Source organism: Klebsiella quasipneumoniae subsp. quasipneumoniae (assembly GCF_020525925.1).
Taxonomy (GTDB): domain Bacteria; phylum Pseudomonadota; class Gammaproteobacteria; order Enterobacterales; family Enterobacteriaceae; genus Klebsiella; species Klebsiella quasipneumoniae.
The window spans coordinates 510,680-533,181 of record NZ_CP084876.1; the positions used below are offsets into that span (position 1 = coordinate 510,680).

The window sequence follows — 22,502 nt, forward strand, 5'->3', positions numbered from 1 at the left end:
AAGGAGCCTTTATGAGCAAAAGTGAACAGATATCCCGCATGACCGACATTATGGCCAGATTTGTGGGATATACCGGCAAAGTATTGCCTGATGACGTCACGGCAAAACTAAAAGAGTTGCATAAGAAAGAGACCAGCCAGCTGGCGGATGTCATCTTCACCACCATGATTGAAAACCAGCGACTGGCGAAAGAGCTGGATCGTCCCTCCTGCCAGGATACCGGCGTGATCCAGTTTCTGGTGGAGTGCGGCGCCAACTTCCCGCTGATCGGCGAACTGGAAGCGCTGTTGCGCGAATCGGTGATCAAAGCCACCGTCGACTCCCCGCTGCGTCATAACAGCGTCGAGACCTTTGATGAATACAACACCGGCAAAAACGTTGGCAAAGGGACGCCCACCGTTTTCTGGGAGATTGTCCCGGATTCCGATCAGTGCAGCATCTACACCTATATGGCTGGCGGCGGCTGCTCGCTGCCGGGTAAAGCGATGGTGTTGATGCCTGGCGCTGGCTATGAAGGGGTGACCCGCTTTGTGCTGGATGTGATGACCAGCTATGGCCTGAACGCCTGCCCGCCATTGCTGGTTGGCGTTGGGGTGGCAACGTCAGTAGAAACCGCGGCGCTGCTGTCGAAGAAAGCGCTGATGCGCCCGATTGGCTCGCACAATGATAACGAACGCGCCGCGTCGCTGGAAAAAATGCTCGAAGACGGCATCAACAAAATTGGCCTGGGGCCGCAGGGGATGTCCGGCAATACCTCCGTGATGGGCGTCAATATCGAAAATACCGCACGCCATCCTTCCACTATTGGCGTGGCGGTCAACGTCGGCTGCTGGTCGCACCGCAAAGGACATATCGTTTTCGATAAAGACCTGAACTACACCATTACGTCTCACACAGGAGTGGCATTCTGATGGCTAAAAAAATACTCACTACGCCCATTAAAGATGAAGATTTAGCTGATATTAAAGCGGGCGATATCATTTATCTCAACGGCCATATTGTGACCTGTCGAGATGTGGCTCATCGTCGCTTAATTGAGGGCGGGCGTGAATTACCGGTCAATGTTGCCGGTGGCGCGATATTGCATGCCGGGCCGATTGTGCGACCGATTAAAGGTTCGGAAAATAAATTTGAAATGGTCTCCGTTGGGCCGACCACCAGTATGCGCATGGAGAAATTTGAAAAAGAGTTTATTGCCAGAACCGGCGTGAAATTAATCGTTGGTAAAGGCGGTATGGGGAAGGGAACCGAAGAGGGTTGCGCCGAGCATAAAGCCTTGCACTGCGTGTTCCCGGCCGGCTGCGCGGTCGTCGCCGCGGTCTGCGTGGAAGAAATAGAAGATGCGCAGTGGCGTGATTTAGGGATGCCGGAAACCTTATGGGTATGTCGGGTGAAAGAGTTCGGGCCGTTAATTGTCTCAATCGATACCCACGGCAATAACCTGTTTGAGCAGAATAAAGTGATCTTTAATCAGCGCAAAGACATTGTCGCCGATGAAATCTGCAAACATGTGAGCTTCATTAAATAACCCCGATTGAATATATAGCGCAGTAATGGCAGCGGCAGCTGACCGCTAAACAGAGGCTTCTGACCAGGCGGTCCGGGGAAATCCACTCTGCTAACGCGGTCTGCTGTTAGCCATTATTGCGCCCCTCCCAAAGGCTATTTTATGACTGATAATGCCGTCCTGTTAGGCGAAGGCTTCACCCTGATGTTTCTCGGCATGGGCTTTGTGCTGGTGTTCCTGCTGCTGCTCATTTTCGCCATCCGGGGAATGTCCCTCGCCGTCAACCGCCTGTTTCCCGAGCCGCCTGCCGCCCCCAAACCGGCGCCGGCCGCCGTTGCGCCCGCCGACGACTTCGCCCGCTTAACGCCGGCGATTGTCGCCGCCATTCACCACCACCGCCGTCTTCACCCTTAATTCACGGAGGAATTCATGACCGTTGCCATTACCGATGTCGTCCTGCGCGACGCCCACCAGTCCCTGTTCGCCACCCGTCTGCGTCTCGACGATATGCTCCCCGTCGCCGCTCAGCTTGACGACGTCGGCTACCGCTCGCTGGAGTGCTGGGGCGGGGCCACCTTTGACGCCTGCATCCGCTTCCTCGGCGAGGACCCGTGGGTCCGCCTGCGCGAGCTGAAAAAGGCGATGCCGAAAACCCCGCTGCAGATGCTGCTCCGCGGCCAGAACCTGCTCGGCTACCGTCACTACGCCGACGACGTGGTCGAACGCTTCGTGGAGCGCGCCGTCAAAAACGGCATGGACGTCTTCCGCGTCTTCGACGCCATGAACGACCCGCGCAACATGCAGGCCGCCCTGCAGGCGGTGCGCAGCCACGGCGCCCACGCCCAGGGCACCCTGAGCTACACCACCAGCCCGGCCCACACCCTGCAGACCTGGCTCGACCTCACCGAACAGCTGCTGGAGACCGGCGTCGACTCCATCGCGATTAAAGACATGTCCGGCATTCTCACCCCCGGCGCCGCCTTTGAGCTGGTCAGCGAAATCAAAAAACGCTTTGCCGTCACCCTGCACCTGCACTGCCACGCCACCACCGGCATGGCGGAGATGGCCCTGCTGAAGGCCATTGAAGCCGGCGTCGACGGCGTCGATACCGCCATCTCCTCGATGAGCGCCACCTACGGCCACCCGGCCACCGAAGCGCTGGTGGCCACCCTCGCGGGTACTGAGCACGACACCGGGCTGGATATCCACAAGCTGGAGAGCATCGCGGCGTACTTCCGCGAGGTGCGTAAGAAGTACCATGCCTTCGAGGGCCAGCTGAAGGGCACCGACAGCCGTATCCTCGTCGCCCAGGTGCCGGGCGGGATGCTCACCAACCTCGAAAGCCAGATGAAGCAGCAGAGCGCCGCCCACCGTCTGGATGAAGTGCTGGCGGAAATCCCCCGCGTGCGCGAGGACCTCGGCTTCATCCCGCTGGTCACCCCGACCTCGCAGATTGTCGGCACCCAGGCGGTGCTCAACGTGCTGACCGGCGAGCGCTACAAAACCATCGCGAAGGAGACCGCCGGTATTCTGAAAGGTGAATACGGCCGCACCCCGGCGCCGGTGAACGCCGCCCTGCAGGCGCGGGTGCTGGACGGCGCTGAGGCCATCACCTGCCGCCCGGCGGACCTGCTGAAGCCGGAGCTGGCGCAGCTGGAAGCCGATGTGAATCGCCAGGCGCAGGAGAAGAATATTCAGCTGGCGGAGAACGCCATCGACGACGTACTCACCGTGGCCCTGTTCCCGCAGCCCGGCCTGAAGTTCCTCGAAAACCGCCATAACCCGGCGGCCTTTGAACCGGTGCCGCAGGTGGAAGCCGCGCAGCCTGCTCCTGCCCCGGCGAAAGCTGCCGCCTCCGGTATCTACACCGTGGAAGTGGAAGGCAAAGCCTTTGTGGTGAAGGTCAGCGACGGCGGCGACGTCAGCCAGCTGACGGCGGCCACCCCGTCTTCCGCACCGGTTCCTGCCGCCGCCCCGGCCGGCGCCGGCACCCCGGTCACCGCGCCGCTGGCGGGCACTATCTGGAAAGTGATTGCCGGCGAGGGCCAGACGGTGGCCGAAGGCGAGGTGCTGCTGATTCTGGAAGCCATGAAGATGGAGACCGAAATCCGCGCCGCCCGGGCCGGGACCGTCCGCGGTATCGCGGTGAAAGCCGGCGATGCGGTGGCGGTCGGCGACACCCTGCTGCAGCTGGCGTAACGACGAGGAGCGGAAATGGAAAGTCTGAACGCCCTGATTCAGGGGATGGGGCTGATGCACCTGGGGTTCGGCCAGGCGGTGATGCTGCTGGTCAGCCTGCTGCTGCTCTGGCTGGCGATTGCGAAGAAGTTCGAGCCGCTGCTGCTGCTGCCGATTGGCTTCGGCGGCCTGCTGTCGAACATCCCGGAGGCCGGGCTGGCGCTGAGCGCTCTGGAGAGCCTGCTGGCCCACCACGACCCGGCGCAGCTGGCGGTGATTGCCGCGAAGCTCCACTGCGCGCCGGACGTCCACGCCATTAAGGAGGCGCTGGCCCTGGCCCTGCCGTCGGTGCAGGGGCAGATGGAGAGCCTGGCGGTGGACATGGGCTACTCCGCCGGGGTGCTGGCCATCTTCTATAAGGTGGCGATTGGCTCGGGCATCGCGCCGCTGGTGATTTTTATGGGCGTCGGGGCGATGACCGACTTCGGCCCGCTGCTGGCCAACCCGCGCACCCTGCTGCTGGGGGCGGCGGCGCAGTTCGGTATCTTCGCCACCGTCCTCGGGGCGCTGACACTCAACTACTTCGGCCTGATTTCGTTCACCCTGCCGCAGGCGGCGGCCATCGGCATCATCGGCGGCGCCGACGGCCCGACGGCCATCTACCTGTCGGGCAAGCTGGCGCCGGAGCTGCTGGGGGCCATCGCGGTGGCCGCCTACTCCTACATGGCGCTGGTGCCGCTGATCCAGCCGCCGATCATGAAGGCGCTGACCACGGATAAGGAGCGGAAGATCCGCATGGTGCAGCTGCGTACGGTGAGTAAGCGGGAGAAGATCCTCTTCCCGGCGGTGCTGTTGCTGCTGGTGGCGCTCCTGCTGCCGGACGCCGCGCCGCTGCTGGGGATGTTCTGCTTCGGCAACCTGATGCGCGAGAGCGGGGTGGTGGAGCGGCTGAGCGATACGGTGCAGAACGCGCTGATCAACATCGTGACCATCTTCCTCGGGCTGTCGGTGGGGGCCAAGCTGGTGGCGGACAAGTTCCTGCAGCCGCAGACCCTGGGGATCCTGCTGCTGGGGGTAATCGCCTTCTGCGTGGGGACCGCCGCCGGGGTGCTGATGGCGAAGCTGCTGAACAGGTTCAGTAAGAACCCGATCAACCCGCTGATCGGTTCAGCCGGGGTGTCGGCGGTGCCGATGGCGGCCAGGGTGTCGAACAAGGTGGGTCTGGAAGCGGACGGGCAGAACTTCCTGCTGATGCACGCGATGGGCCCGAACGTGGCGGGGGTGATCGGCTCGGCGATCGCCGCCGGGGTGATGCTCAAGTACGTGCTGGCGATGTAGGCCGGCCTGTTTCCGCGGCTGGCATGTCGGCCGCGGAGATTTCTCATAAGGAGACGGTGATGAATGAAGCCATAGCATGCTGTCCGGAAAACCGGACATCAACACGGGTGGCGGTGGTTGACGCCATGCTGGCGTCAGGCGATGAACTTGCACAACTGCAGCCGGCGCTGAACCTGCTTTCGCCCCCGCTGAACGCCACGCCTGGTGAAGCGCTGCTGGCCAGCTGTTATGAGGCCGGCGCTGACCACAACGCTGACGAGGCGACACGGGCGGTGACTGCCTTACCGGCGGCGGTCGTGCGCCCCGCGACGCCCTCGCTGCAGCGCAGCGGTCTGCTGTGCATGGCGGCCGGGGCGCTCAGCGCCCGGCAACTTCCGCTGACGCACAACCGGCTGTGCGACGTGGCGGGGCAGTTCGCCCGCGCTATTCCTGAAGGCGATGAAGAGGCGGGCAGTGGATTTTATACCGTGCGCAGCGTGTCCCTGCCCGTCTACCGGCGGCTGCGGCGGGATAACCATTCCCACAGCGTCTGTCTGCAGCAGGCGATGCTGCATTTGCTGGCCTGGAAGAGTGAGTCGCCCTGGGCGCGGCAGCAGGCGCAGCGCCTGCTCTGGCAGGGTGGCGTGCTGGGTGAGAAGGGGGAATTTGCGCTACTGACGCTGGATGATGAGCTTCGCGAGCGACAGGTTGTATGGCCCGCGCTGAGATCGCTGCTGGCGGTGACCGGGTTTCTGGTCAGATTCCCGGCCGGTCCGGTATTTAGCGATTAACGTGGCTCCCCAAACGGGGAGCCGCTTAGTTGGTGGCCGGGTATTCCTGGACGGCGATATGGAGCGTGATTTTCTTATCATCACGCATGATGACCACCGGAATTTCTGAACCCGGGCGGATCTCGGCCACCTGATCCATTGTCTCCAGCGCGGAGACCGCGGGTTTGTCATTCACTGAGATGATCACGTCGTTGGCGCGGATCCCCGCCTGCGCGGCCGGTCCGTCCGGCGCGACATCGTTAACGACGATCCCCTGGATCTGATCGATCCCGCCGCCCTGCGCGTGCAGCGGGGCGATCTCCCGGCCGCTAATGCCGATATAGCCGCGGATCACACGGCCATCCCGGATCAGCTTGTCCATAATTTTGGTCGCTAACTGGAACGGGATCGCAAAGCCAATGCCTTCAGGCGTTTCGCCGTCGTTGCTCTTGTCAAAGGAGAGGGTGTTAATCCCCATCAGCTCGCCGAGGGAGTTCACCAGCGCCCCGCCGGAGTTACCGTGGTTGATCGAGGCGTCAGTCTGCAGGAAATTCTGGCGGCCGGTGGGGTTGAGGCCAATGCGCCCTGTGGCGCTGATGATCCCCTGGGTGATGGTCTGTCCCAGGTTATAGGGGTTGCCAATCGCCAGCACCACATCGCCGATGTGCGGCGTGCGTTTCGGGTTGATCGGGATCACCGGCAGCCCGCCGGTAGCGTTGATCTTCAGCACCGCGAGGTCGGTCAGGGAATCGGAGCCTACCAGCAGCGCTTCGAAGACCCGGCCGTCCTGCAGAGCGACGATAATCTGGTCGGCATCGTTAATCACATGCTTGTTGGTCAGGATATAGCCGCGCTGGTCCATGATCACCCCGGAGCCAAGCGTCAGCTGATTATGGCTGGTGCTGTTCAGGGCGCGGTTATAGACGTTCACTACGGCGGGCGCGGCGCGGCGTACGGCGGCGTTATAGCTCGCCGGGGAGTCGTCTGCCGTATCGTTCTGGGTGGTCGGCGCTAGCTGCCACTGGCGCAGCGAGGGCATCAGGGCCAACAGCAGGCCCCCGACAAGCAAACCGATGAGTACTGAACGTAATAACTTTCCAGGCATGATGCAGATATCGTTAATGAATGGTCAGGCGCAGCATAGCATGAGTTGTCCGGACATCGCACATGGCGGCGATGTCCGGGGAGACAATCAGCGCAGCAGCAGATAGATGCTTTCGTTGCCGCGGATCACGTTCAGGGCGATGACCGGCGGTTTGCCTTCGAGCACTTTGCGTAATTCGGCAATCGAATGAATACGCTCGCGGTTAAGGCCAATGATAATGTCATCCTTATGCAGGCCGACCTGGGCGGCGGCGCTGCCTTTATCGACATTATCGATCACCACCCCTTTGGTGCCATCTTTCATCTGACCGTCGCTGAACGAGGCACCCTGCAGAGCCGGGATAATCAGCTCAGCGCTGGCGGTGGAGGAGGTGCTCTTATCCAGCGTCACTTCGACATCGACCGGTTTTCCATCGCGCAGCAGGCCCAGTTTGACTTTGGTCCCCGGCTCGGTGGTGGCGATCCGCGAGCGCAGTTCGGCAAAACTGTTCAGCGGCTTGCCGTTCAGGCTAACGATGACGTCGCCGGATTTGATCCCCGCTTTGGCGGAGCCGGAGTTTGGCAGCACTTCACTGACGAAGGCGCCGCGCTGAACGTTGAGGTTCATCGCCTTGGCGATATCGGCGCTCATTTCCATGCCTTTAATGCCCAGCAGGCCGCGCTTGATTTCGCCAAACTGAATGAGCTGGTCGGCGAGGGTTTTCGCCATGTTGCTCGGGATGGCGAAGCCGATGCCGATGCTGCCGCCGCCCGGCGCCAGGATCGCGGTGTTGATCCCAATAAGCTCGCCGTTGAGGTTCAACAGCGCGCCGCCGGAGTTGCCGCGGTTGATGGAGGCATCGGTCTGGATGAAATTCTCCAGCCCTTCAAGGTTGAGGCCGCTGCGGCCAAGGGCAGAGATAATGCCGGAGGTGGCGGTCTGACCAAGGCCGAACGGGTTGCCGACGGCGACGGCGAAGTCACCGACGCGGAGTTTATCGGAGTCAGCAATGGCGATTTGCGTCAGGTTCGACGGCTTAATCAGCTGCAGCAGAGCAATGTCGCTCTGTTCATCGCTACCGACCAGTTTGGCATCAAATTCACGACCATCGTTCAGCTGGACGCTGATCTTCTGCGCCTGATTGATGACGTGGTTATTGGTCAGCACGTAGCCTTTCGCTGCGTCGATAATGACGCCGGAGCCAAGCCCTTCGAACGGCTGCGCCTGTTCTTGCGGGGCGTTATCGCCAAAATATTTCTTCAGCTCTTCCGGCATATTGAGCGTCGGCGAGGCAGTGCCTTCCACCTGGACGCTGACTACCGCCGGCAGGACCTTTTCCAGCATCGGCGCCAGGCTTGGTAACGCGCCCTGGCCGGGCACCTGAGTCGGTAAGGATGCTGCTGCCGGAGGCAGAACCGACAACGATAACCCAATGCTTAACGCTAACGCACTCAACAGCAAAGTCTGTTTCTTCATTAGATGCTGGCTCTCGTAACCTGAGGTGTATGGAAAAATGTCCTGAATAACCTGATGTTATTGAATTTTTGCGCAGGTAACAATGTGGGGACTGGTTTAAATTGTAGCCGGGAAGTGGGGGAAGGAGCGGGCGCGATGGGCGCGCCCGGAGAATATTTTATCAGAGGCGATTGTTTAATCGCGTTTTGCGCCACCGCGCAGTAATCCGGATGCGCCTTCGGAGTAGTCGCGCGGCATCTGGACCGGCGCCTGATCGTTGCTGGCTTCAGACTCTTCCAGGCGGTTGCGGAACGGGTTGGCGTCTGCCATGGAATCCGGCAGCAGGTTGTTAGAGCTTTTCGCCATATGCTGATACAGCTGACGGTAGTCGTGCGCCATGTTATCCAGCAGCTCGGCGCTGCGCGCAAAATGGCTGACCAGCTCTTCACGGTACTCTTCAAGCTCGGCTTTATTCTTTTCCAGTTCGAACTGCAGCGCCTGCTGCTGGCGCAGTTTGCGGTTGCCGAAACGCATGGCGACGGCACCAATGATGATACCGACGACTAACCCAATTAGCGCGTATTCCCAGGTCATGAACATCTCCCGTTGTATTGTGGTTCCGTAGGGTGGCTCTTAGGCTCTCCGCCTGCGCCCGATAGTGCCACTATAACCGCTAATTCCACAGAAGTGGAATCCTGGCGTATCATCGCGTAGTGTAGAACGGCCTTTTTTTCGTCAATCGTGAGCTTCGACATCACGGTTTTCAAGGAATAACAATTAGATCATGCAAAGCCTGTCTCCAACATCGCGTTACCTTTCAGCCCTGAAAGAGGGCAGCCATCAACCCGACGACGTCCAGCAAGAAGCGGTGAGCCGCCTCGATACCATTTACCAGGAACTGCAGACTCAGCCCGCGCCCGTCGCGTCAGGCGGCGGTTTGCGCGCGAAATTCGGCAAACTGCTGGGTAAGCGCGAACCAGCAGCCGAGGCGGCGCCCGTCCGCGGCCTGTATATGTGGGGCGGCGTGGGGCGGGGGAAAACCTGGCTGATGGACCTGTTTTACCAGAGCCTGCCGGGCGAGCGAAAGCAGCGCCTGCATTTCCATCGCTTTATGCTGCGGGTGCACGAAGAGCTGACCACCCTGCAGGGCCATAGCGACCCGCTGGACATTGTCGCCGACCGCTTTAAAGCGGAAACCGACGTGCTCTGTTTCGACGAGTTTTTTGTCTCCGATATAACCGATGCCATGCTGTTGGGCGGGCTGATGAAGGCCCTGTTCGCCCGCGGCATCACGCTGGTGGCGACCTCCAATATTCCGCCGGATGAGCTCTATCGCAATGGCCTGCAGCGCGCCCGTTTTCTGCCCGCTATCGACGCCATCAAGCAGCATTGCGATATTATGAACGTCGATGCCGGCATCGATTATCGCTTGCGTACCCTGACCCAGGCGCACCTGTGGCTGTCGCCGCTGAATAACGACACCCGCGAACAGATGGATAAACTGTGGCTGGCGCTGGCCGGCGCGCCGCGCTCTGCCGGGCCGACGCTGGAGATCAACCATCGCGAGCTGCCGACCCTCGGCGTGGAAAACCAGACGCTGGCGGCGTCGTTCGCCACGCTGTGCGTGGATGCCCGTAGCCAGCATGACTATATCGCGCTCTCCCGCCTGTTCCACACCGTGATGCTGTTCGACGTGCCGGTGATGACCGCGCAGCTGGAGAGCGAAGCCCGGCGCTTTATCGCCCTGGTGGATGAGTTCTATGAGCGCCACGTGAAGCTGGTGGTCAGCGCGGCGGTGCCGCTGTACGACATTTATCAGGGAGAGCGGCTGAAGTTTGAGTTTCAGCGCTGTCTGTCGCGTCTGCAGGAGATGCAGAGCGAAGAGTACCTCACGCGCCCGCATATGCCCTGACAGGATACTTTTTCCCGGTGAATTCAGGGCCGCAGGGCCGCCCCGGGAGCTGCCTGAAAAATCTCATAAAGGGGTCGATCTTTGACCCCGACTTCTCTATAATCTTGCGACCCCACGTTACGAGAAGGTTTTTTTCCCGAAACTTTCTATGTGCCGGCATAGGCTATTCGAAGGGGTAGGTTTGCTGGACAATGTCGTGTGAACCTCAACTGACTAAACGTTTGGGTGTTCACCAACGTGTAACTTATTATTTGGGTAAGCTTTTAATGAAAACTTTTACAGCTAAACCAGAAACCGTAAAACGCGACTGGTATGTTGTTGACGCGACCGGTAAAACTCTGGGCCGTCTGGCTACTGAACTGGCTCGTCGCCTGCGCGGTAAGCACAAAGCGGAATACACTCCGCACGTTGATACCGGTGATTACATCATCGTTCTGAACGCAGAAAAAGTTGCTGTTACCGGCAACAAGCGCGAAGACAAAATGTACTACCACCACACCGGCCACATCGGTGGTATCAAAGAAGCGACCTTTGAAGAGATGATTGCCCGCCGTCCTGAGCGTGTGATTGAAATCGCGGTTAAAGGCATGCTGCCAAAAGGCCCGCTGGGTCGTGCTATGTACCGTAAACTGAAAGTTTACGCGGGTAACGAGCACAACCACGCGGCACAGCAACCGCAAGTTCTTGACATCTAATCGGGATTATAGGCAATGGCTGAAAATCAATACTACGGCACTGGTCGCCGCAAAAGTTCCGCAGCTCGCGTTTTCATCAAACCGGGCAACGGCAAAATCGTTATCAACCAGCGTTCTCTGGAACAGTACTTCGGTCGTGAAACTGCCCGCATGGTAGTTCGTCAGCCGCTGGAACTGGTCGACATGGTTGAGAAACTGGATCTGTACATCACTGTTAAAGGTGGTGGTATCTCTGGTCAGGCTGGTGCGATCCGTCACGGTATCACCCGCGCTCTGATGGAGTACGACGAGTCCCTGCGTTCTGAACTGCGTAAAGCTGGCTTCGTCACTCGTGACGCTCGTCAGGTTGAACGTAAGAAAGTCGGTCTGCGTAAAGCACGTCGTCGTCCGCAGTTCTCCAAACGTTAATTGTTTTCTGCTCACGCAGAACAATTTGCGAAAAAACCCGCTCCGGCGGGTTTTTTTATGGATAAAACGGCTGTTATCCACAAGCTTACCGCCGGTTCTTGCCACTTTTTCAGCATTTCCAGAATCCCCTCACCACAACGTCTTCAAAATCTGGTAAACTATCATCCAATTTTCTGCCCAAATGCTGGTGATTGTTCATTTTTTGTTTTATTCGTGAACGAAGGTGACATCGCGCTACTGGGGTTTTTACATCTGGCCGGCCATGAGTGGCTGGCAGCAGTACAAAATTCTGAATATACCTGGAGGTTTTCATGGCTGTCGCTGCCAACAAACGTTCGGTAATGACGCTGTTTTCTGGTCCTACTGACATCTATAGCCATCAGGTCCGCATTGTGCTGGCCGAGAAGGGTGTCAGTTTTGAGATAGAGCACGTGGAGAAGGACAACCCGCCTCAGGATCTGATTGACCTCAACCCGAATCAAAGCGTACCGACGCTGGTGGATCGTGAGCTCACTCTGTGGGAATCCCGCATCATTATGGAATACCTGGATGAGCGTTTCCCGCACCCGCCGTTAATGCCGGTTTATCCGGTGGCGCGTGGCGAAAGCCGTCTGTATATGCAACGTATCGAGAAGGACTGGTATTCGCTGATGAACACCATCCAGAGCGGTACCGCAGCGCAAGCTGATGCTGCGCGTAAGCAACTGCGTGAAGAACTGCTGGCCATCGCGCCGGTGTTCACCCAGAAACCTTACTTCCTGAGCGATGAGTTCAGCCTGGTGGATTGCTACCTGGCGCCGCTGCTGTGGCGTCTGCCGGTTCTCGGTGTGGAGCTGGTTGGCGCAGGCGCGAAAGAGCTCAAAGGCTATATGACTCGCGTATTTGAGCGTGATTCCTTCCTCGCCTCTTTAACTGAAGCCGAGCGTGAAATGCGCCTCGGTCGGGGCTAAATAATGGATGTATCACAGCTGACGCCGCGTCGCCCGTATCTGCTGCGGGCGTTTTATGACTGGCTGCTGGATAACCAGCTGACGCCGCATCTGGTGGTGGATGTCACGCTGCCGGGCGTGCTCGTGCCGATGGAGTATGCGCGCGACGGGCAAATCGTTCTCAATATTGCCCCGCGTGCGGTAGGTAATCTTGAGCTGGCGAACGACGAAGTGCGCTTCAACGCGCGCTTTGGCGGCGTGCCGCGCAACGTATCTGTCCCGCTGGCTGCGGTACTCGCCATCTATGCCCGTGAGAACGGCGCCGGCACGATGTTTGAACCGGAAGCGGCCTATGACGAAGACGTCAGCAGCCTCAACGATGATGACGTCGCGCCTGAGAGTGAAAGCGAAACGGTGATGTCGGTGATTGATGGCGATAAGCCCGATAATCACGACGACGATCCTGACGACACGCCGCCGCCGCGCGGCGGTCGCCCGGCGCTGCGCGTGGTGAAGTAAATCCCTTCTCTGACAGGCCCTGCGGGGCCTGTTTTTTTTGTCTGTCCGCTTTGTTAACTCTGCCACAAACGAGGCGTCCCATGGCTGGTACTGTCATCGCCACAGGTAGCTTTCAGGGAGCCGACATGTCTTTACTCGCACAACTGGACCAGCAAATCCGTCATCATGGCGGATTAATTGTCTCCTGCCAGCCGGTGCCGGGCAGCCCGCTGGATAACCCCGCCATCGTCGCGGCGATGGGGCTGGCGGCGGAGCAGGCGGGGGCGGTGGCGCTGCGCATCGAAGGTCTGGCCAACCTGCAGGCCGTTCGTCCGTTAGTGACGGTGCCTGTTATCGCGCTGATTAAGCGCGATCTGCATGATAGCCCGGTGCGTATTACGCCGTGGCTTGAGGATGTGAATGCCCTGGCGCAGGCAGGGGCCGATATCATTGCGGTTGACGGCACGCGGCGTCAGCGTCCGGCCTCTGTCGCATCGTTGTTGGCGGCAATTCACTGCCAGGGGAAAAATGCGATGGCAGATTGTTCCTCTCTCGACGATGCCCTTGAATGCTGGCAATTGGGCTTCGATATGGTTGGCACCACCCTCTCAGGCTATACCGCAGAGGAGACACCGGTCGAGCCGGATCTGGCGCTGGTGAAAAGCCTGAGCGCCGCGGGCTGCAGAGTGGTCGCTGAGGGACGCTACAATACGCCTGCGCAGGCGGCTGAGGCAATGCGCTGCGGCGCGTGGGCGGTGACCGTCGGCTCGGCGATCACCCGCTTAGAACATATCTGCGGCTGGTATAATACGGCGCTGAAAGCGGCGGTCTGACCGGCGAATGGGCAATAAAAAAGCCCGATGGCGTTAACCATCGGGCTTTTATGCGCTGAGACTCCGGGCCTAATCAGACTTCAAGGTAGTTGAGGATCCCGTCAGCCGCTTTACGTCCTTCCGCAATCGCGGTGACCACCAGGTCGGAACCGCGAACGATATCGCCACCGGCGAAGATTTTCGGGTTGCTGGTCTGGAAGGCGTTCTCGCTGCCTTCCGGCGCAATGATGCGGCCCTGGGAGTCCAGCTCGACGCTGTGCTTCGCCAGCCACTCCATGCTGTGGGGACGGAAGCCAAACGCCATGACGACGGCGTCTGCCGGCACCACGTGCTCAGAGCCAGCGACGATCTCCGCGCGACGGCGGCCTTTCGCATCCGGCTGGCCCATCTCGGTGCGCGCCATCTTCACGCCGCACACTTTGCCGTTGGCATTCACTTCCACGCCCAGCGGCTGGACGTTGAACTGGAACTCAACGCCTTCCTCACGCGCGTTTTTCACTTCGCGTTTTGAACCCGGCATGTTCTCTTCGTCACGACGATAGGCGCAGATCACGTGCGCCGCATTCTGACGGACGGAGGTACGTACGCAGTCCATCGCGGTATCGCCACCGCCGAGAACGACCACGCGTTTGCCTTCCATGCTGACGTAGGGCTCATCGGCGGTTTCGCCAAAGCCCATGATCTGCTTGGTGTTGGCGATCAGGAACGGCAGCGCGTCGTAGACGCCCGGGGCGTCTTCATTGTCCAGCCCGCCGCGCATCGACTGATAGGTGCCGACGCCGAGGAACACGGCATCGTACTCTTTCAGCAGGTCGTCGAGCTGCACGTCGCGGCCCACTTCGGTATTGAGTTTGAACTCAATGCCCATGCCGGTGAAGATCTCCCGGCGGCGGGTCATCACCTCTTTTTCCAGCTTGAACGCCGGGATACCGAAGGTCAGCAGGCCGCCGATTTCCGGATGGCGGTCAAACACCACCGCCTTGACGCCGTTGCGGGTCAACACGTCGGCACAGGCGAGGCCCGCCGGGCCAGCGCCGATGATCGCGACGGTTTTACCGGTCGGTTTCACGCCGGAGAGATCCGGACGCCAGCCCATCTCGAATGCCTTATCATTGATGTAGCGTTCGATGTTGCCGATGGTCACCGCGCCGAACTCATCGTTCAGCGTACAGGAGCCTTCACACAGGCGGTCCTGCGGGCAGACGCGCCCGCAGACTTCCGGCAGGGTGTTGGTCTGGTGCGACAGCTCAGCCGCCTCAAAAATACGCCCCTCGTTGGCCAGCTTCAGCCAGTTCGGGATGTAGTTATGCACCGGGCACTTCCACTCGCAGTACGGGTTGCCGCAGGAGAGGCAGCGATCCGCCTGCGCCTTGGCCTGGCCTTCTGAAAACGGCTCGTAAATTTCCACAAATTCAATTTTACGGATCTTCAGCGGTTTCTTAGGCGGATCAACGCGCTGCAGGTCGATAAATTGATAAACGTTCTGACTCATCTTAACCCCTTACTGCGCCTGCACCCGCAGCTCAGCTGCGGAACGACTACGGTGACCCAACAGTGCTTTAACATCGCTGGACTTCGGTTTAACCAGCGCAAACTTCGCGGAGAAGGCCGGCCAGTTGGCGAGGATCTCTTCGCCGCGTTGCGAACCGGTAAGCTGCACGTGCTCGGTGATTAAACCGCGCAGGTGCTCTTCATGGATAGCCAGAGAGTCAACGTCCAGCACTTCCACCAGCTCCGGGTTCACGCGTTTACGGAAGTCGCCATCTTCATCCAGGACATAGGCAAAGCCGCCGGTCATTCCTGCGCCAAAGTTGACGCCGGTTTTACCGAGCACGCAGACGATACCGCCGGTCATATATTCACAGCCGTTGTCGCCGATGCCTTCCACCACGGTGATGGCGCCGGAGTTACGCACCGCGAAACGCTCACCTGCGCGGCCTGCGGCGTACAGACGACCACCGGTCGCGCCGTACAGGCAGGTGTTGCCGATAATGCTGGCTTCGTGGCTGCGGAAAGCGGAGCCCACCGGCGGACGAATGGCCAGCAGACCGCCCGCCATGCCTTTGCCGACATAGTCGTTGGCGTCGCCCGTCAGATGCAGTTCCACGCCGCCGGCGTTCCACACGCCGAAGCTCTGGCCCGCGGTGCCGCTAAAGTGAGCGACGATCGGGTCGCCCGCCAGTCCCTGGTCGCCATGGGTCTGGGCAATATACCCGGACAGCGAGGCCCCCACAGAGCGGTCGGTATTGCGGATATCGAACCAGAACGTTTTGCTCTGCTTTTCATCCACGTACGGTTTCGCCTGCTGCAGCAGCTGGGCGTTGAGCACGCCGTTATCGAACGGCGGGTTATTTTCGGTGCAGTACAGCGCTTTGCCAGGATGCGGCTCTGCGGTCTCCAGCAGTTTACCCAGATCCAGTTTCTGCTGCTTGGCGGTGAACCCATCCAGCTCTTTGAGCAGATCGGTGCGGCCAATCAGATCCACCAGGCGCTTGACGCCCAGCTGGGCCATCAGCTCGCGGGTTTCACGGGCGATAAATTCAAAGTAGTTGGTCACTTTGAACGGCAGACCGTGATAGTGGTTCTTACGCAGTTTGTCATCCTGGGTCGCCACGCCGGTCGCGCAGTTGTTCAGGTGGCAAATACGCAGGTATTTACAGCCCAGCGCCACCATCGGGCCGGTACCGAAACCGAAGCTTTCCGCGCCGAGGATCGCCGCTTTGATGATATCGAGGCCGGTTTTCAGGCCGCCATCCACCTGCAGACGGATCTTATGACGCAGGCCATTAGCGACCAGCGCCTGCTGGGTTTCCACCAGACCAAGCTCCCACGGACAGCCGGCATATTTCACGGAAGAGAGCGGGCTCGCCCCGGTGCCGCCGTCGTAGCCGGCGATGGTGATCAGGTCGGCATAAGCTTTGGCTACGCCGGTGGCGATGGTTCCCACGCCCGGTTCAGAAACCAGTTTGACCGAAATCATCGCTTTCGGGTTGACCTGCTTGAGGTCGAAAATCAGCTGCGCCAAATCCTCGATAGAGTAGATATCGTGGTGCGGCGGCGGGGAGATCAGCGTCACGCCCGGTACCGAATAGCGCAGTTTGGCGATGTACGGAGTGACTTTATCACCCGGCAGCTGGCCGCCTTCACCCGGCTTCGCGCCCTGGGCGACTTTGATCTGGATAACGTCGGCATTGACCAGATAGGCTGGGGTGACGCCGAAGCGGCCGGACGCCACCTGCTTGATGCGCGACACTTTATTGGTGCCGTAGCGCGCCGGGTCTTCACCGCCTTCACCGGAGTTAGAGAAGCCGCCGATGCTGTTCATCGCTTCCGCCAGCGATTCGTGCGCTTCCGGACTCAGGGCGCCGATCGACATCGCTGCGGTATCGAAGCGTTTGAACAGCTCCTTCGCCGGCTCCACGTCGTCGATGCTGATGGCGTCTTCGCCCGGATTGAGCGCCAGCAGATCGCGCAGCGTGGCCGCCGGACGTTCGTTAACCAGCTTCGCGTATTGTTGATAATCGCTGTACTCGCCGCTCTGCACAGCCTGCTGCAGGGTACGCACCACGTCCGGGTTGTAGGCGTGATATTCGCCGCCGTGAACGTACTTCAGCAGACCGCCCTGAGCCAGCGGCTTGCGCGCCAGCCAGGCGCGTTTCGACAGATTCAGCAGGTCCTGCTGGAAATCGTCGAAGCCGGCGCCGCCGATGCGACTGACCACGCCCTGGAAACAGAGATCGGAGACATCGCGATGCAGACCGACCGCTTCGAACAGCTTCGAGCAGCGGTAGGAGGCGATGGTCGAGATCCCCATCTTGGACATGATCTTATACAGACCTTTATTGATACCGTTGCGATAGTTCAGCATCACCGCACGGTACGGTTTATCGATAGCTTTGCTGTCGACCAGCTTCGCCAGCGTTTCATAGGCGAGGTACGGATAGATAGCTGTCGCGCCGAAGCCCAGCAGTACGGCGAAGTGATGCGGATCGCGGGCGCTGGCGGTTTCAACGATGATGTTGGCATCGCAGCGCAGACTTTTATCGACCAGACGGGTCTGGATCGCGCCAACGGCCATCGGCGCCGGCACCGGCAGGCGGTCTTTGGCGATGTTGCGGTCAGAAAGAACCAGCAGCACGGTACCATCGCGTACCATTTGCTCCGCTTTGTCGCACAGGGCCTTCACCGTCTCGCTGAGTGAAGCCTCTGCCGGGTTGAAGGTGATGTCGAGGACGTCGGCACGATAGTGCTCTTCTTCCATCGTCGTCAGCTGTTTGAAATCGGAGTACAGCAGGATCGGCGATTTGAAGCTCAGACGATGCGCCTGGCCTTCCGCTTCGCAGAAGACGTTCATTTCGCGCCCGATGCTGGTGGCCAGCGACATGACGTGCGCTTCACGCAGCGGATCGATAGGCGGGTTCGTCACCTGGGCGAACTGCTGACGGAAATAATCGTAGATAATGCGCGGCTGGCTGGAAAGGACGGCGAAAGGCGTGTCATCGCCCATTGAGCCGACCGCTTCCTGGCCATTTTCGCCGAGCACGCGCAGCACCGAGTCCAGCTCTTCCGCGCTGTAGTTAAACTGTTTCTGGTAGCTTGCCAGCAGATCGTCGTCCAGCTGGCGGCTGCCAACCTCTTCGTCCGGCAGATCTTCAAACGGCACCAGGCGACGAACGTTTTTCTCCATCCACTCTTTATACGGATGGCGGCTCTTCAGATCGTCATCGGTTTCCGCTGAGTGCAGAATGCGTCCGGCACGGGTATCGATAACCATCAGCTCGCCCGGGCCCACGCGGCCTTTCTCAACCACTTCGTCCGGCTGGTAGTCCCAGATGCCGACTTCAGAGGCGCAGGTGATGAGCTTATCTTTGGTAATGACGTAGCGCGCCGGGCGCAGGCCATTACGGTCGAGGTTACAGGCCGCGTAGCGACCATCGGACATGACGATGCCCGCCGGGCCGTCCCATGGCTCCATATGCATGGAGTTAAAGTCGAAGAACGAACGCAGTTCCGGATCCATATCCGGGTTGTTCTGCCAGGCTGGCGGCACCAGCAGACGCATGGCGCGCACGATGTCCATCCCGCCGGCCAGCAGCAGCTCCAGCATGTTGTCCATTGAACTGGAGTCGGAGCCGGTTTCGTTAACGAACGGCGCGGCGTCGTGCAGGTCCGGGATCAGCGGGGTCTGGAACTTATAGGTACGGGCGCGAGCCCACTGGCGGTTGCCGGTGATGGTGTTGATTTCACCGTTGTGCGCCAGGTAGCGGAACGGCTGCGCCAGCGGCCAGCGTGGTACGGTGTTGGTGGAGAAGCGCTGGTGGAACAGGCAGATAGCCGACTCCAGGCGCAGGTCCGCGAGGTCCAGGTAGAAGCGCGGCAAATCCGCCGGCATACACAGACCTTTATAGATGTTGACCAGGTTGGACAAGCTACAAACGTAGAAATCTTTGTCTTCCTGCAGGCGTTTTTCAATGCGACGACGCGCAATAAACAGACGACGCTCCATATCGCGCGGGCGCCAGCCAGCCGGGGCGTTAACAAAGATTTGCTCAATACGGGGCAGCGAGGAGAGGGCGATTTCACCGAGCACGCCTTCGTTGGTCGGCACATCGCGCCAGCCAACAATCGACAGGGTCTCAAGCTGAAGTTCTTCTTCAACGATGCGGCGTGCCGCTTTCGCCAGTTCAGGATCTTTATTCAGGAACAGCATCCCAACGGCGTAGTTTTTGGCTAAACGCCAGCCGCGCTCTTCGGCAACGATGCGGAAGAAACGATCGGGTTTTTGCAGCAGCAGACCGCAACCGTCGCCGGTTTTACCATCGGCAAGGATTGCGCCACGGTGCTGCATGCGGGCCAGTGCGTGTATCGCGGTTCGCACTACCTTGTGGCTAGGTTCGCCTTCTATGTGGGCGATCAGGCCGAAACCACAGTTATCCCTCTCAAGGGATTTGTCGTACAACATATCAGTGAACCTCCCCAGGCTCTACGGACCCCCTCCGATACCGATTGCGCACAGGCACAGAAAGAGCATGGCGACGGGGTTTGCACCTCGCATTCGCCCTCTTTAAATCCTTTTTGCATCGGTACACAAGTTTGAGGACTTGCTGTTAAGAGGGAATCTCAATTACTGCATAAATATGATGAGCAGAGTGCTCATCCAGAAAGCTTCCAGCGGATTCCCAACTTATCGGGAATCCACACTTACGTCAAATGGCAATCTTATTAATACAAAAATGTGCTATACAGGTGTTAACTTTTTGTTTTTAAAATAAATAATGCCATTTTTTATGCTTTGGATACGTCTGCAGAGGGTAAGACTAGTGTGATCTGTCTCACTGTGCGCGCGGCTTTGCATTACCGATCTGCGCTGAAATATATTTCATTATTAGCATATTTGACTGCTATAAATTTATGTGGTGGATATTAATACTGTTTTTTACCATAAAGTAGATTAGGGCCGCGCGATGATGAAATATAAGGAAAACTCATTACCCTGTGGGTGAATGAAATTGCAGTAATCATGATTGTTTATGCAATGAAGCGGGGCGCCGCGCTGACGATTGATCCAGGTCATCGCCGTCGGTGACGAAAAGTGGCAGGCTTGGCCCCCTTTGTTGAGGCCGGTCTATCAGATTATGCAGTTACAGAAATTAGTCAATATGTTTGGTGGGGATCTTCTGCGCCGCTATGGCGAAAAGGTCCATAAGCTAACGCTGCACGGCGGTTTTAGCTGCCCGAACCGCGACGGTACGCTGGGCCGTGGCGGCTGCACTTTCTGTAACGTGGCCTCGTTTGCGGATGAAGCCCAGCAGCATCGATCCATCGCCGAACAGCTCGCCCATCAGGCGCAGCTCGTTAACCGGGCAAAGCGCTATCTGGCCTATTTTCAGGCCTATACCAGCACCTTTGCTGAAGTGCAGGTGCTCCGCTCGATGTATCGCCAGGCCGTCAGCGAGGCGAATATCGTTGGCCTCTGCGTCGGCACCCGCCCGGACTGCGTGCCGGAGGCGGTTCTCGACCTGCTCAGTGAATACCACCAGCAGGGGTATGAGGTATGGCTGGAGCTGGGGCTGCAGACCGCGCATGATAAGACCCTGCATCGCATTAACCGCGGGCATGATTTCGCCTGTTACCAGCGCACCGCGCGTCTGGCGCGTGAGCGCGGACTGAAGGTTTGCGCGCATCTCATTGTCGGCCTGCCCGGGGAGTCCCAGGAGCACGGCCTCGAGACGCTGGAGCGGGTCGTGACCACCGGCGTGGATGGCATCAAGCTGCACCCGCTGCATATCGTTAAAGGCAGCATTATGGCAAAAGCATGGCAGGCCGGTCGTCTCGATGGCATCGAACTGGAGGCGTATACCGTCACCGCCGGGGAGATGATCCGCCACACCCCGCCGGAGGTGATCTACCATCGCATATCGGCCAGCGCCCGTCGGCCCACGCTGCTCGCGCCGCTGTGGTGCGAAAATCGCTGGACCGGAATGGTTGAACTGGATCGCTATCTGAATGAGCAGGGCGCTCAGGGTTCGGCGCTGGGCCGCAGCTGGGTCGCGCCCCAGGCGGTGAAATAGTCTCAGAGGATGCCCGGCGTGATGACTGCGCCGGGCATGGTATTGCTGTCGACTATGCCTGACTGGCTTTCATTGTCACGCGTGGCGTTTTGATCACGAACAGTACCAGCAGGGCGCCGAGCGCGGCGATAGTGCCGGCGAGGACAAAGGCGCTGTCGAATTTACCGGTAGACTGCACGATATAGCCGGTGACAATCGGCCCCACGATGCCGGAGACGCTGCCGATAAGGTGGATAAAGCCGCTGGTGCCGCCGACGCGGGATTTATGCACCACGTCCTGGATAATCGCCCAGTAGATCGCTCCGGTGACATAGAGGAAAAAGATGGAGACAGACATCAGCAGAACGGCAGGAACGACGCTGCTGACGGTACCGGCAAGCCCCACACAGATGGCGGCCATCAGCAGACATACCACCAGCACAATTTTGCGCGACAGCAGCAGGCGTCCGGTGAGTTTAAAAATTTTATCGGAAATATACCCTCCCAGCGCCAGGCCGACAAAGCCGACTATCCATGGAATCATGGTGGTGAGGCTCATCTGTTTAATATCCAGATGGTGCTGCTGAACCAGATAGGACGGGAACCAGCTGAGGAAGAAAAACAAAATATAGTTGTAGCAGAAGAATGCAAAGGCTGTTACCAGAATAATAGGCTGCTTGAGATAATAACCCAGTGAGTGAGCGGTTTGATTTTCTACGGTTTCCAGGGCGTCCTCCTCTTGCTTCATTTTATTAATGAGCATGAGCTCTTCCTGACTGACATGCTTATGTTTGTCAGGCGAGTTGGCGGCAATAAAAAACCACACGACCATCCACACAATACCGATGGCGAAAATAATCATAAACGCCGGGCGCCAGCCGAATGCGAGAGCCAGATAACCGACGATGGGGCCGGCAACCGCGCCGCCCAGCGGAGAGCCGGCGCTGAGCAGCCCTACGGCGGTAGCCGCTTGCTTCTTAGGAAACCAGCCGTTGATCATCTTGTTCGCCGACGCGCAAATCGGGCCTTCAGCCATCCCGAAGAGGACGCGCAGCATCAGCATGGAATAAAAGCCGGTGGCAAAGGCGGTTAAGCCGCAAAATAGCGACCACATCCCCACCGCCAGCCCCAGGACCAGCGTTGCGCCAAACTTATCCACGGCCAGACCGCCAATAAAATTAAATACCGCGTAGCCGAAGAAAAAACTGCCGAAAATAATACCAAACTGTTCGGCGTTGAGCGCCAGATCCTTTTCAATCATCGGTACCGTAATGGATAACGCCACCCGGTCCAGATAATTAATCATATATACTAAAAATAATAACAGGACGATAATCCAGCGGATATTTTTTCCCATGATGACACC

General features: G+C 59.0%; 20 protein-coding genes. 14 read left to right on the top strand and 6 right to left on the bottom strand.

Features of this window, described 5'->3' with window-relative positions; genetic code table 11:
- Window positions 1-11: 11 nt before the first annotated feature.
- The 6 genes from ttdA (at window position 12) to LGM20_RS02500 (ending at window position 5,793) form a co-directional block, all read left to right on the top strand.
- The gene (gene ttdA / locus LGM20_RS02475; protein WP_012540456.1) at window positions 12-911 is read left to right on the top strand and encodes a L(+)-tartrate dehydratase subunit alpha; all 900 of its coding nucleotides are present in this window, start codon (window positions 12-14) and stop codon (window positions 909-911) included.
- Window positions 911-1,528, top strand: a complete 618-nt coding sequence (gene ttdB, locus LGM20_RS02480) for a L(+)-tartrate dehydratase subunit beta (protein WP_023291146.1) — start codon at window positions 911-913, stop codon at window positions 1,526-1,528. Before ttdA ends, ttdB begins: the two co-directional genes overlap by 1 nt.
- Before the next feature lie 141 nt (window positions 1,529-1,669).
- A complete protein-coding gene (locus tag LGM20_RS02485) occupies window positions 1,670-1,921 on the top strand; it encodes an oxaloacetate decarboxylase subunit gamma (protein ID WP_044524913.1) in 252 nt (83 codons plus the stop codon).
- A gap of 15 nt (window positions 1,922-1,936) precedes the next feature.
- Entirely contained in the window at window positions 1,937-3,706 is a 1,770-nt protein-coding gene (gene oadA, locus LGM20_RS02490) for a sodium-extruding oxaloacetate decarboxylase subunit alpha (protein ID WP_224222704.1), read from the top strand.
- 15 nt (window positions 3,707-3,721) lie between these two features.
- On the top strand, window positions 3,722-5,023 hold the full coding sequence (locus LGM20_RS02495) for an oxaloacetate decarboxylase subunit beta (RefSeq protein ID WP_023291143.1): 1,302 nt from the start codon (window positions 3,722-3,724) through the stop codon (window positions 5,021-5,023).
- Window positions 5,024-5,082: 59 nt separating this feature from the next.
- Complete coding sequence (locus LGM20_RS02500; RefSeq protein WP_044524849.1) at window positions 5,083-5,793, top strand: membrane protein associated with oxaloacetate decarboxylase; 711 nt, start codon at window positions 5,083-5,085, stop codon at window positions 5,791-5,793.
- A gap of 25 nt (window positions 5,794-5,818) precedes the next feature.
- Here LGM20_RS02500 and degS read toward each other — a convergent pair whose 3' ends face one another.
- From degS to zapG, 3 genes are all read right to left on the bottom strand, one after another.
- Window positions 5,819-6,877: an outer membrane-stress sensor serine endopeptidase DegS gene (gene degS / locus LGM20_RS02505; protein WP_002918568.1), complete on the bottom strand. Its 1,059-nt coding sequence runs from the start codon at window positions 6,875-6,877 to the stop codon at window positions 5,819-5,821.
- 87 nt (window positions 6,878-6,964) lie between these two features.
- A complete protein-coding gene (degQ, locus tag LGM20_RS02510; protein WP_017899931.1) occupies window positions 6,965-8,332 on the bottom strand; it encodes a serine endoprotease DegQ in 1,368 nt (455 codons plus the stop codon).
- A 174-nt stretch (window positions 8,333-8,506) separates the two neighbouring features.
- Window positions 8,507-8,905 carry a Z-ring associated protein ZapG gene (gene zapG, locus LGM20_RS02515; RefSeq protein WP_012540461.1) on the bottom strand — a complete coding sequence of 133 codons (399 nt, stop codon included), beginning with the start codon at window positions 8,903-8,905 and terminating at the stop codon, window positions 8,507-8,509.
- Between the two features lie 190 nt (window positions 8,906-9,095).
- On the opposite strand from zapG, the gene zapE reads away from it, so the two are divergent.
- The 7 genes from zapE (at window position 9,096) to LGM20_RS02550 (ending at window position 13,586) form a co-directional block, all read left to right on the top strand.
- Complete coding sequence (gene zapE, locus LGM20_RS02520) at window positions 9,096-10,223, top strand: cell division protein ZapE (RefSeq protein WP_044524847.1); 1,128 nt, start codon at window positions 9,096-9,098, stop codon at window positions 10,221-10,223.
- A 266-nt stretch (window positions 10,224-10,489) separates the two neighbouring features.
- Entirely contained in the window at window positions 10,490-10,918 is a 429-nt protein-coding gene (gene rplM, locus LGM20_RS02525) for a 50S ribosomal protein L13 (RefSeq protein WP_002918559.1), read from the top strand.
- Between the two features lie 15 nt (window positions 10,919-10,933).
- Window positions 10,934-11,326: a 30S ribosomal protein S9 gene (rpsI, locus tag LGM20_RS02530; protein ID WP_000829818.1), complete on the top strand. Its 393-nt coding sequence runs from the start codon at window positions 10,934-10,936 to the stop codon at window positions 11,324-11,326.
- Between the two features lie 57 nt (window positions 11,327-11,383).
- Window positions 11,384-11,668 (top strand): hypothetical protein, encoded by a 285-nt coding sequence (locus LGM20_RS02535; RefSeq protein ID WP_136070768.1) that lies wholly within the window; start codon window positions 11,384-11,386, stop codon window positions 11,666-11,668.
- On the top strand, window positions 11,638-12,276 hold the full coding sequence (gene sspA, locus LGM20_RS02540) for a stringent starvation protein SspA (RefSeq protein ID WP_002918467.1): 639 nt from the start codon (window positions 11,638-11,640) through the stop codon (window positions 12,274-12,276). The genes LGM20_RS02535 and sspA overlap by 31 nt, the downstream gene beginning before the upstream one ends.
- A gap of 3 nt (window positions 12,277-12,279) precedes the next feature.
- Window positions 12,280-12,774 carry a ClpXP protease specificity-enhancing factor gene (gene sspB / locus LGM20_RS02545; RefSeq protein ID WP_002918465.1) on the top strand — a complete coding sequence of 165 codons (495 nt, stop codon included), beginning with the start codon at window positions 12,280-12,282 and terminating at the stop codon, window positions 12,772-12,774.
- 125 nt (window positions 12,775-12,899) lie between these two features.
- Window positions 12,900-13,586: an N-acetylmannosamine-6-phosphate 2-epimerase gene (locus tag LGM20_RS02550; protein WP_044524845.1), complete on the top strand. Its 687-nt coding sequence runs from the start codon at window positions 12,900-12,902 to the stop codon at window positions 13,584-13,586.
- 73 nt (window positions 13,587-13,659) lie between these two features.
- On the opposite strand, the gene gltD is transcribed toward LGM20_RS02550, so the two are convergent.
- Window positions 13,660-15,078, bottom strand: a complete 1,419-nt coding sequence (gltD, locus tag LGM20_RS02555) for a glutamate synthase subunit GltD (protein WP_032454181.1) — start codon at window positions 15,076-15,078, stop codon at window positions 13,660-13,662.
- Between the two features lie 9 nt (window positions 15,079-15,087).
- Entirely contained in the window at window positions 15,088-19,548 is a 4,461-nt protein-coding gene (gene gltB, locus LGM20_RS02560; RefSeq protein ID WP_044524842.1) for a glutamate synthase large subunit, read from the bottom strand.
- Between the two features lie 673 nt (window positions 19,549-20,221).
- On the opposite strand from gltB, the gene LGM20_RS02565 reads away from it, so the two are divergent.
- Window positions 20,222-21,157: a tRNA modification radical SAM protein MnmL/YtqA gene (locus LGM20_RS02565; protein ID WP_044524840.1), complete on the top strand. Its 936-nt coding sequence runs from the start codon at window positions 20,222-20,224 to the stop codon at window positions 21,155-21,157.
- 52 nt (window positions 21,158-21,209) lie between these two features.
- On the opposite strand, the gene LGM20_RS02570 is transcribed toward LGM20_RS02565, so the two are convergent.
- The gene (locus LGM20_RS02570) at window positions 21,210-22,493 is read right to left on the bottom strand and encodes an MFS transporter (protein ID WP_023291136.1); all 1,284 of its coding nucleotides are present in this window, start codon (window positions 22,491-22,493) and stop codon (window positions 21,210-21,212) included.
- Window positions 22,494-22,502: the final 9 nt, after the last annotated feature.

Bases quoted from the DNA above. Each gene is read 5' to 3' on its own strand.
- zapE (WP_044524847.1), top strand. From the start codon at position 9,096: ATGCAAAGCCTGTCTCCAACATCGCGTTACCTTTCAGCCCTGAAAGAG.
- degS (WP_002918568.1), bottom strand. From the start codon at position 6,877: ATGCCTGGAAAGTTATTACGTTCAGTACTCATCGGTTTGCTTGTCGGG.
- LGM20_RS02535 (WP_136070768.1), top strand. From the start codon at position 11,384: ATGGATAAAACGGCTGTTATCCACAAGCTTACCGCCGGTTCTTGCCAC.
- LGM20_RS02565 (WP_044524840.1), top strand. From the start codon at position 20,222: ATGCAGTTACAGAAATTAGTCAATATGTTTGGTGGGGATCTTCTGCGC.
- sspA (WP_002918467.1), top strand. From the start codon at position 11,638: ATGGCTGTCGCTGCCAACAAACGTTCGGTAATGACGCTGTTTTCTGGT.
- LGM20_RS02500 (WP_044524849.1), top strand. From the start codon at position 5,083: ATGAATGAAGCCATAGCATGCTGTCCGGAAAACCGGACATCAACACGG.
- ttdB (WP_023291146.1), top strand. From the start codon at position 911: ATGGCTAAAAAAATACTCACTACGCCCATTAAAGATGAAGATTTAGCT.
- sspB (WP_002918465.1), top strand. From the start codon at position 12,280: ATGGATGTATCACAGCTGACGCCGCGTCGCCCGTATCTGCTGCGGGCG.
- oadA (WP_224222704.1), top strand. From the start codon at position 1,937: ATGACCGTTGCCATTACCGATGTCGTCCTGCGCGACGCCCACCAGTCC.
- LGM20_RS02495 (WP_023291143.1), top strand. From the start codon at position 3,722: ATGGAAAGTCTGAACGCCCTGATTCAGGGGATGGGGCTGATGCACCTG.
- zapG (WP_012540461.1), bottom strand. From the start codon at position 8,905: ATGACCTGGGAATACGCGCTAATTGGGTTAGTCGTCGGTATCATCATT.
- LGM20_RS02570 (WP_023291136.1), bottom strand. From the start codon at position 22,493: ATGGGAAAAAATATCCGCTGGATTATCGTCCTGTTATTATTTTTAGTA.
- degQ (WP_017899931.1), bottom strand. From the start codon at position 8,332: ATGAAGAAACAGACTTTGCTGTTGAGTGCGTTAGCGTTAAGCATTGGG.
- LGM20_RS02550 (WP_044524845.1), top strand. From the start codon at position 12,900: ATGTCTTTACTCGCACAACTGGACCAGCAAATCCGTCATCATGGCGGA.
- rpsI (WP_000829818.1), top strand. From the start codon at position 10,934: ATGGCTGAAAATCAATACTACGGCACTGGTCGCCGCAAAAGTTCCGCA.
- gltB (WP_044524842.1), bottom strand. From the start codon at position 19,548: ATGTTGTACGACAAATCCCTTGAGAGGGATAACTGTGGTTTCGGCCTG.
- gltD (WP_032454181.1), bottom strand. From the start codon at position 15,078: ATGAGTCAGAACGTTTATCAATTTATCGACCTGCAGCGCGTTGATCCG.
- ttdA (WP_012540456.1), top strand. From the start codon at position 12: ATGAGCAAAAGTGAACAGATATCCCGCATGACCGACATTATGGCCAGA.
- rplM (WP_002918559.1), top strand. From the start codon at position 10,490: ATGAAAACTTTTACAGCTAAACCAGAAACCGTAAAACGCGACTGGTAT.
- LGM20_RS02485 (WP_044524913.1), top strand. From the start codon at position 1,670: ATGACTGATAATGCCGTCCTGTTAGGCGAAGGCTTCACCCTGATGTTT.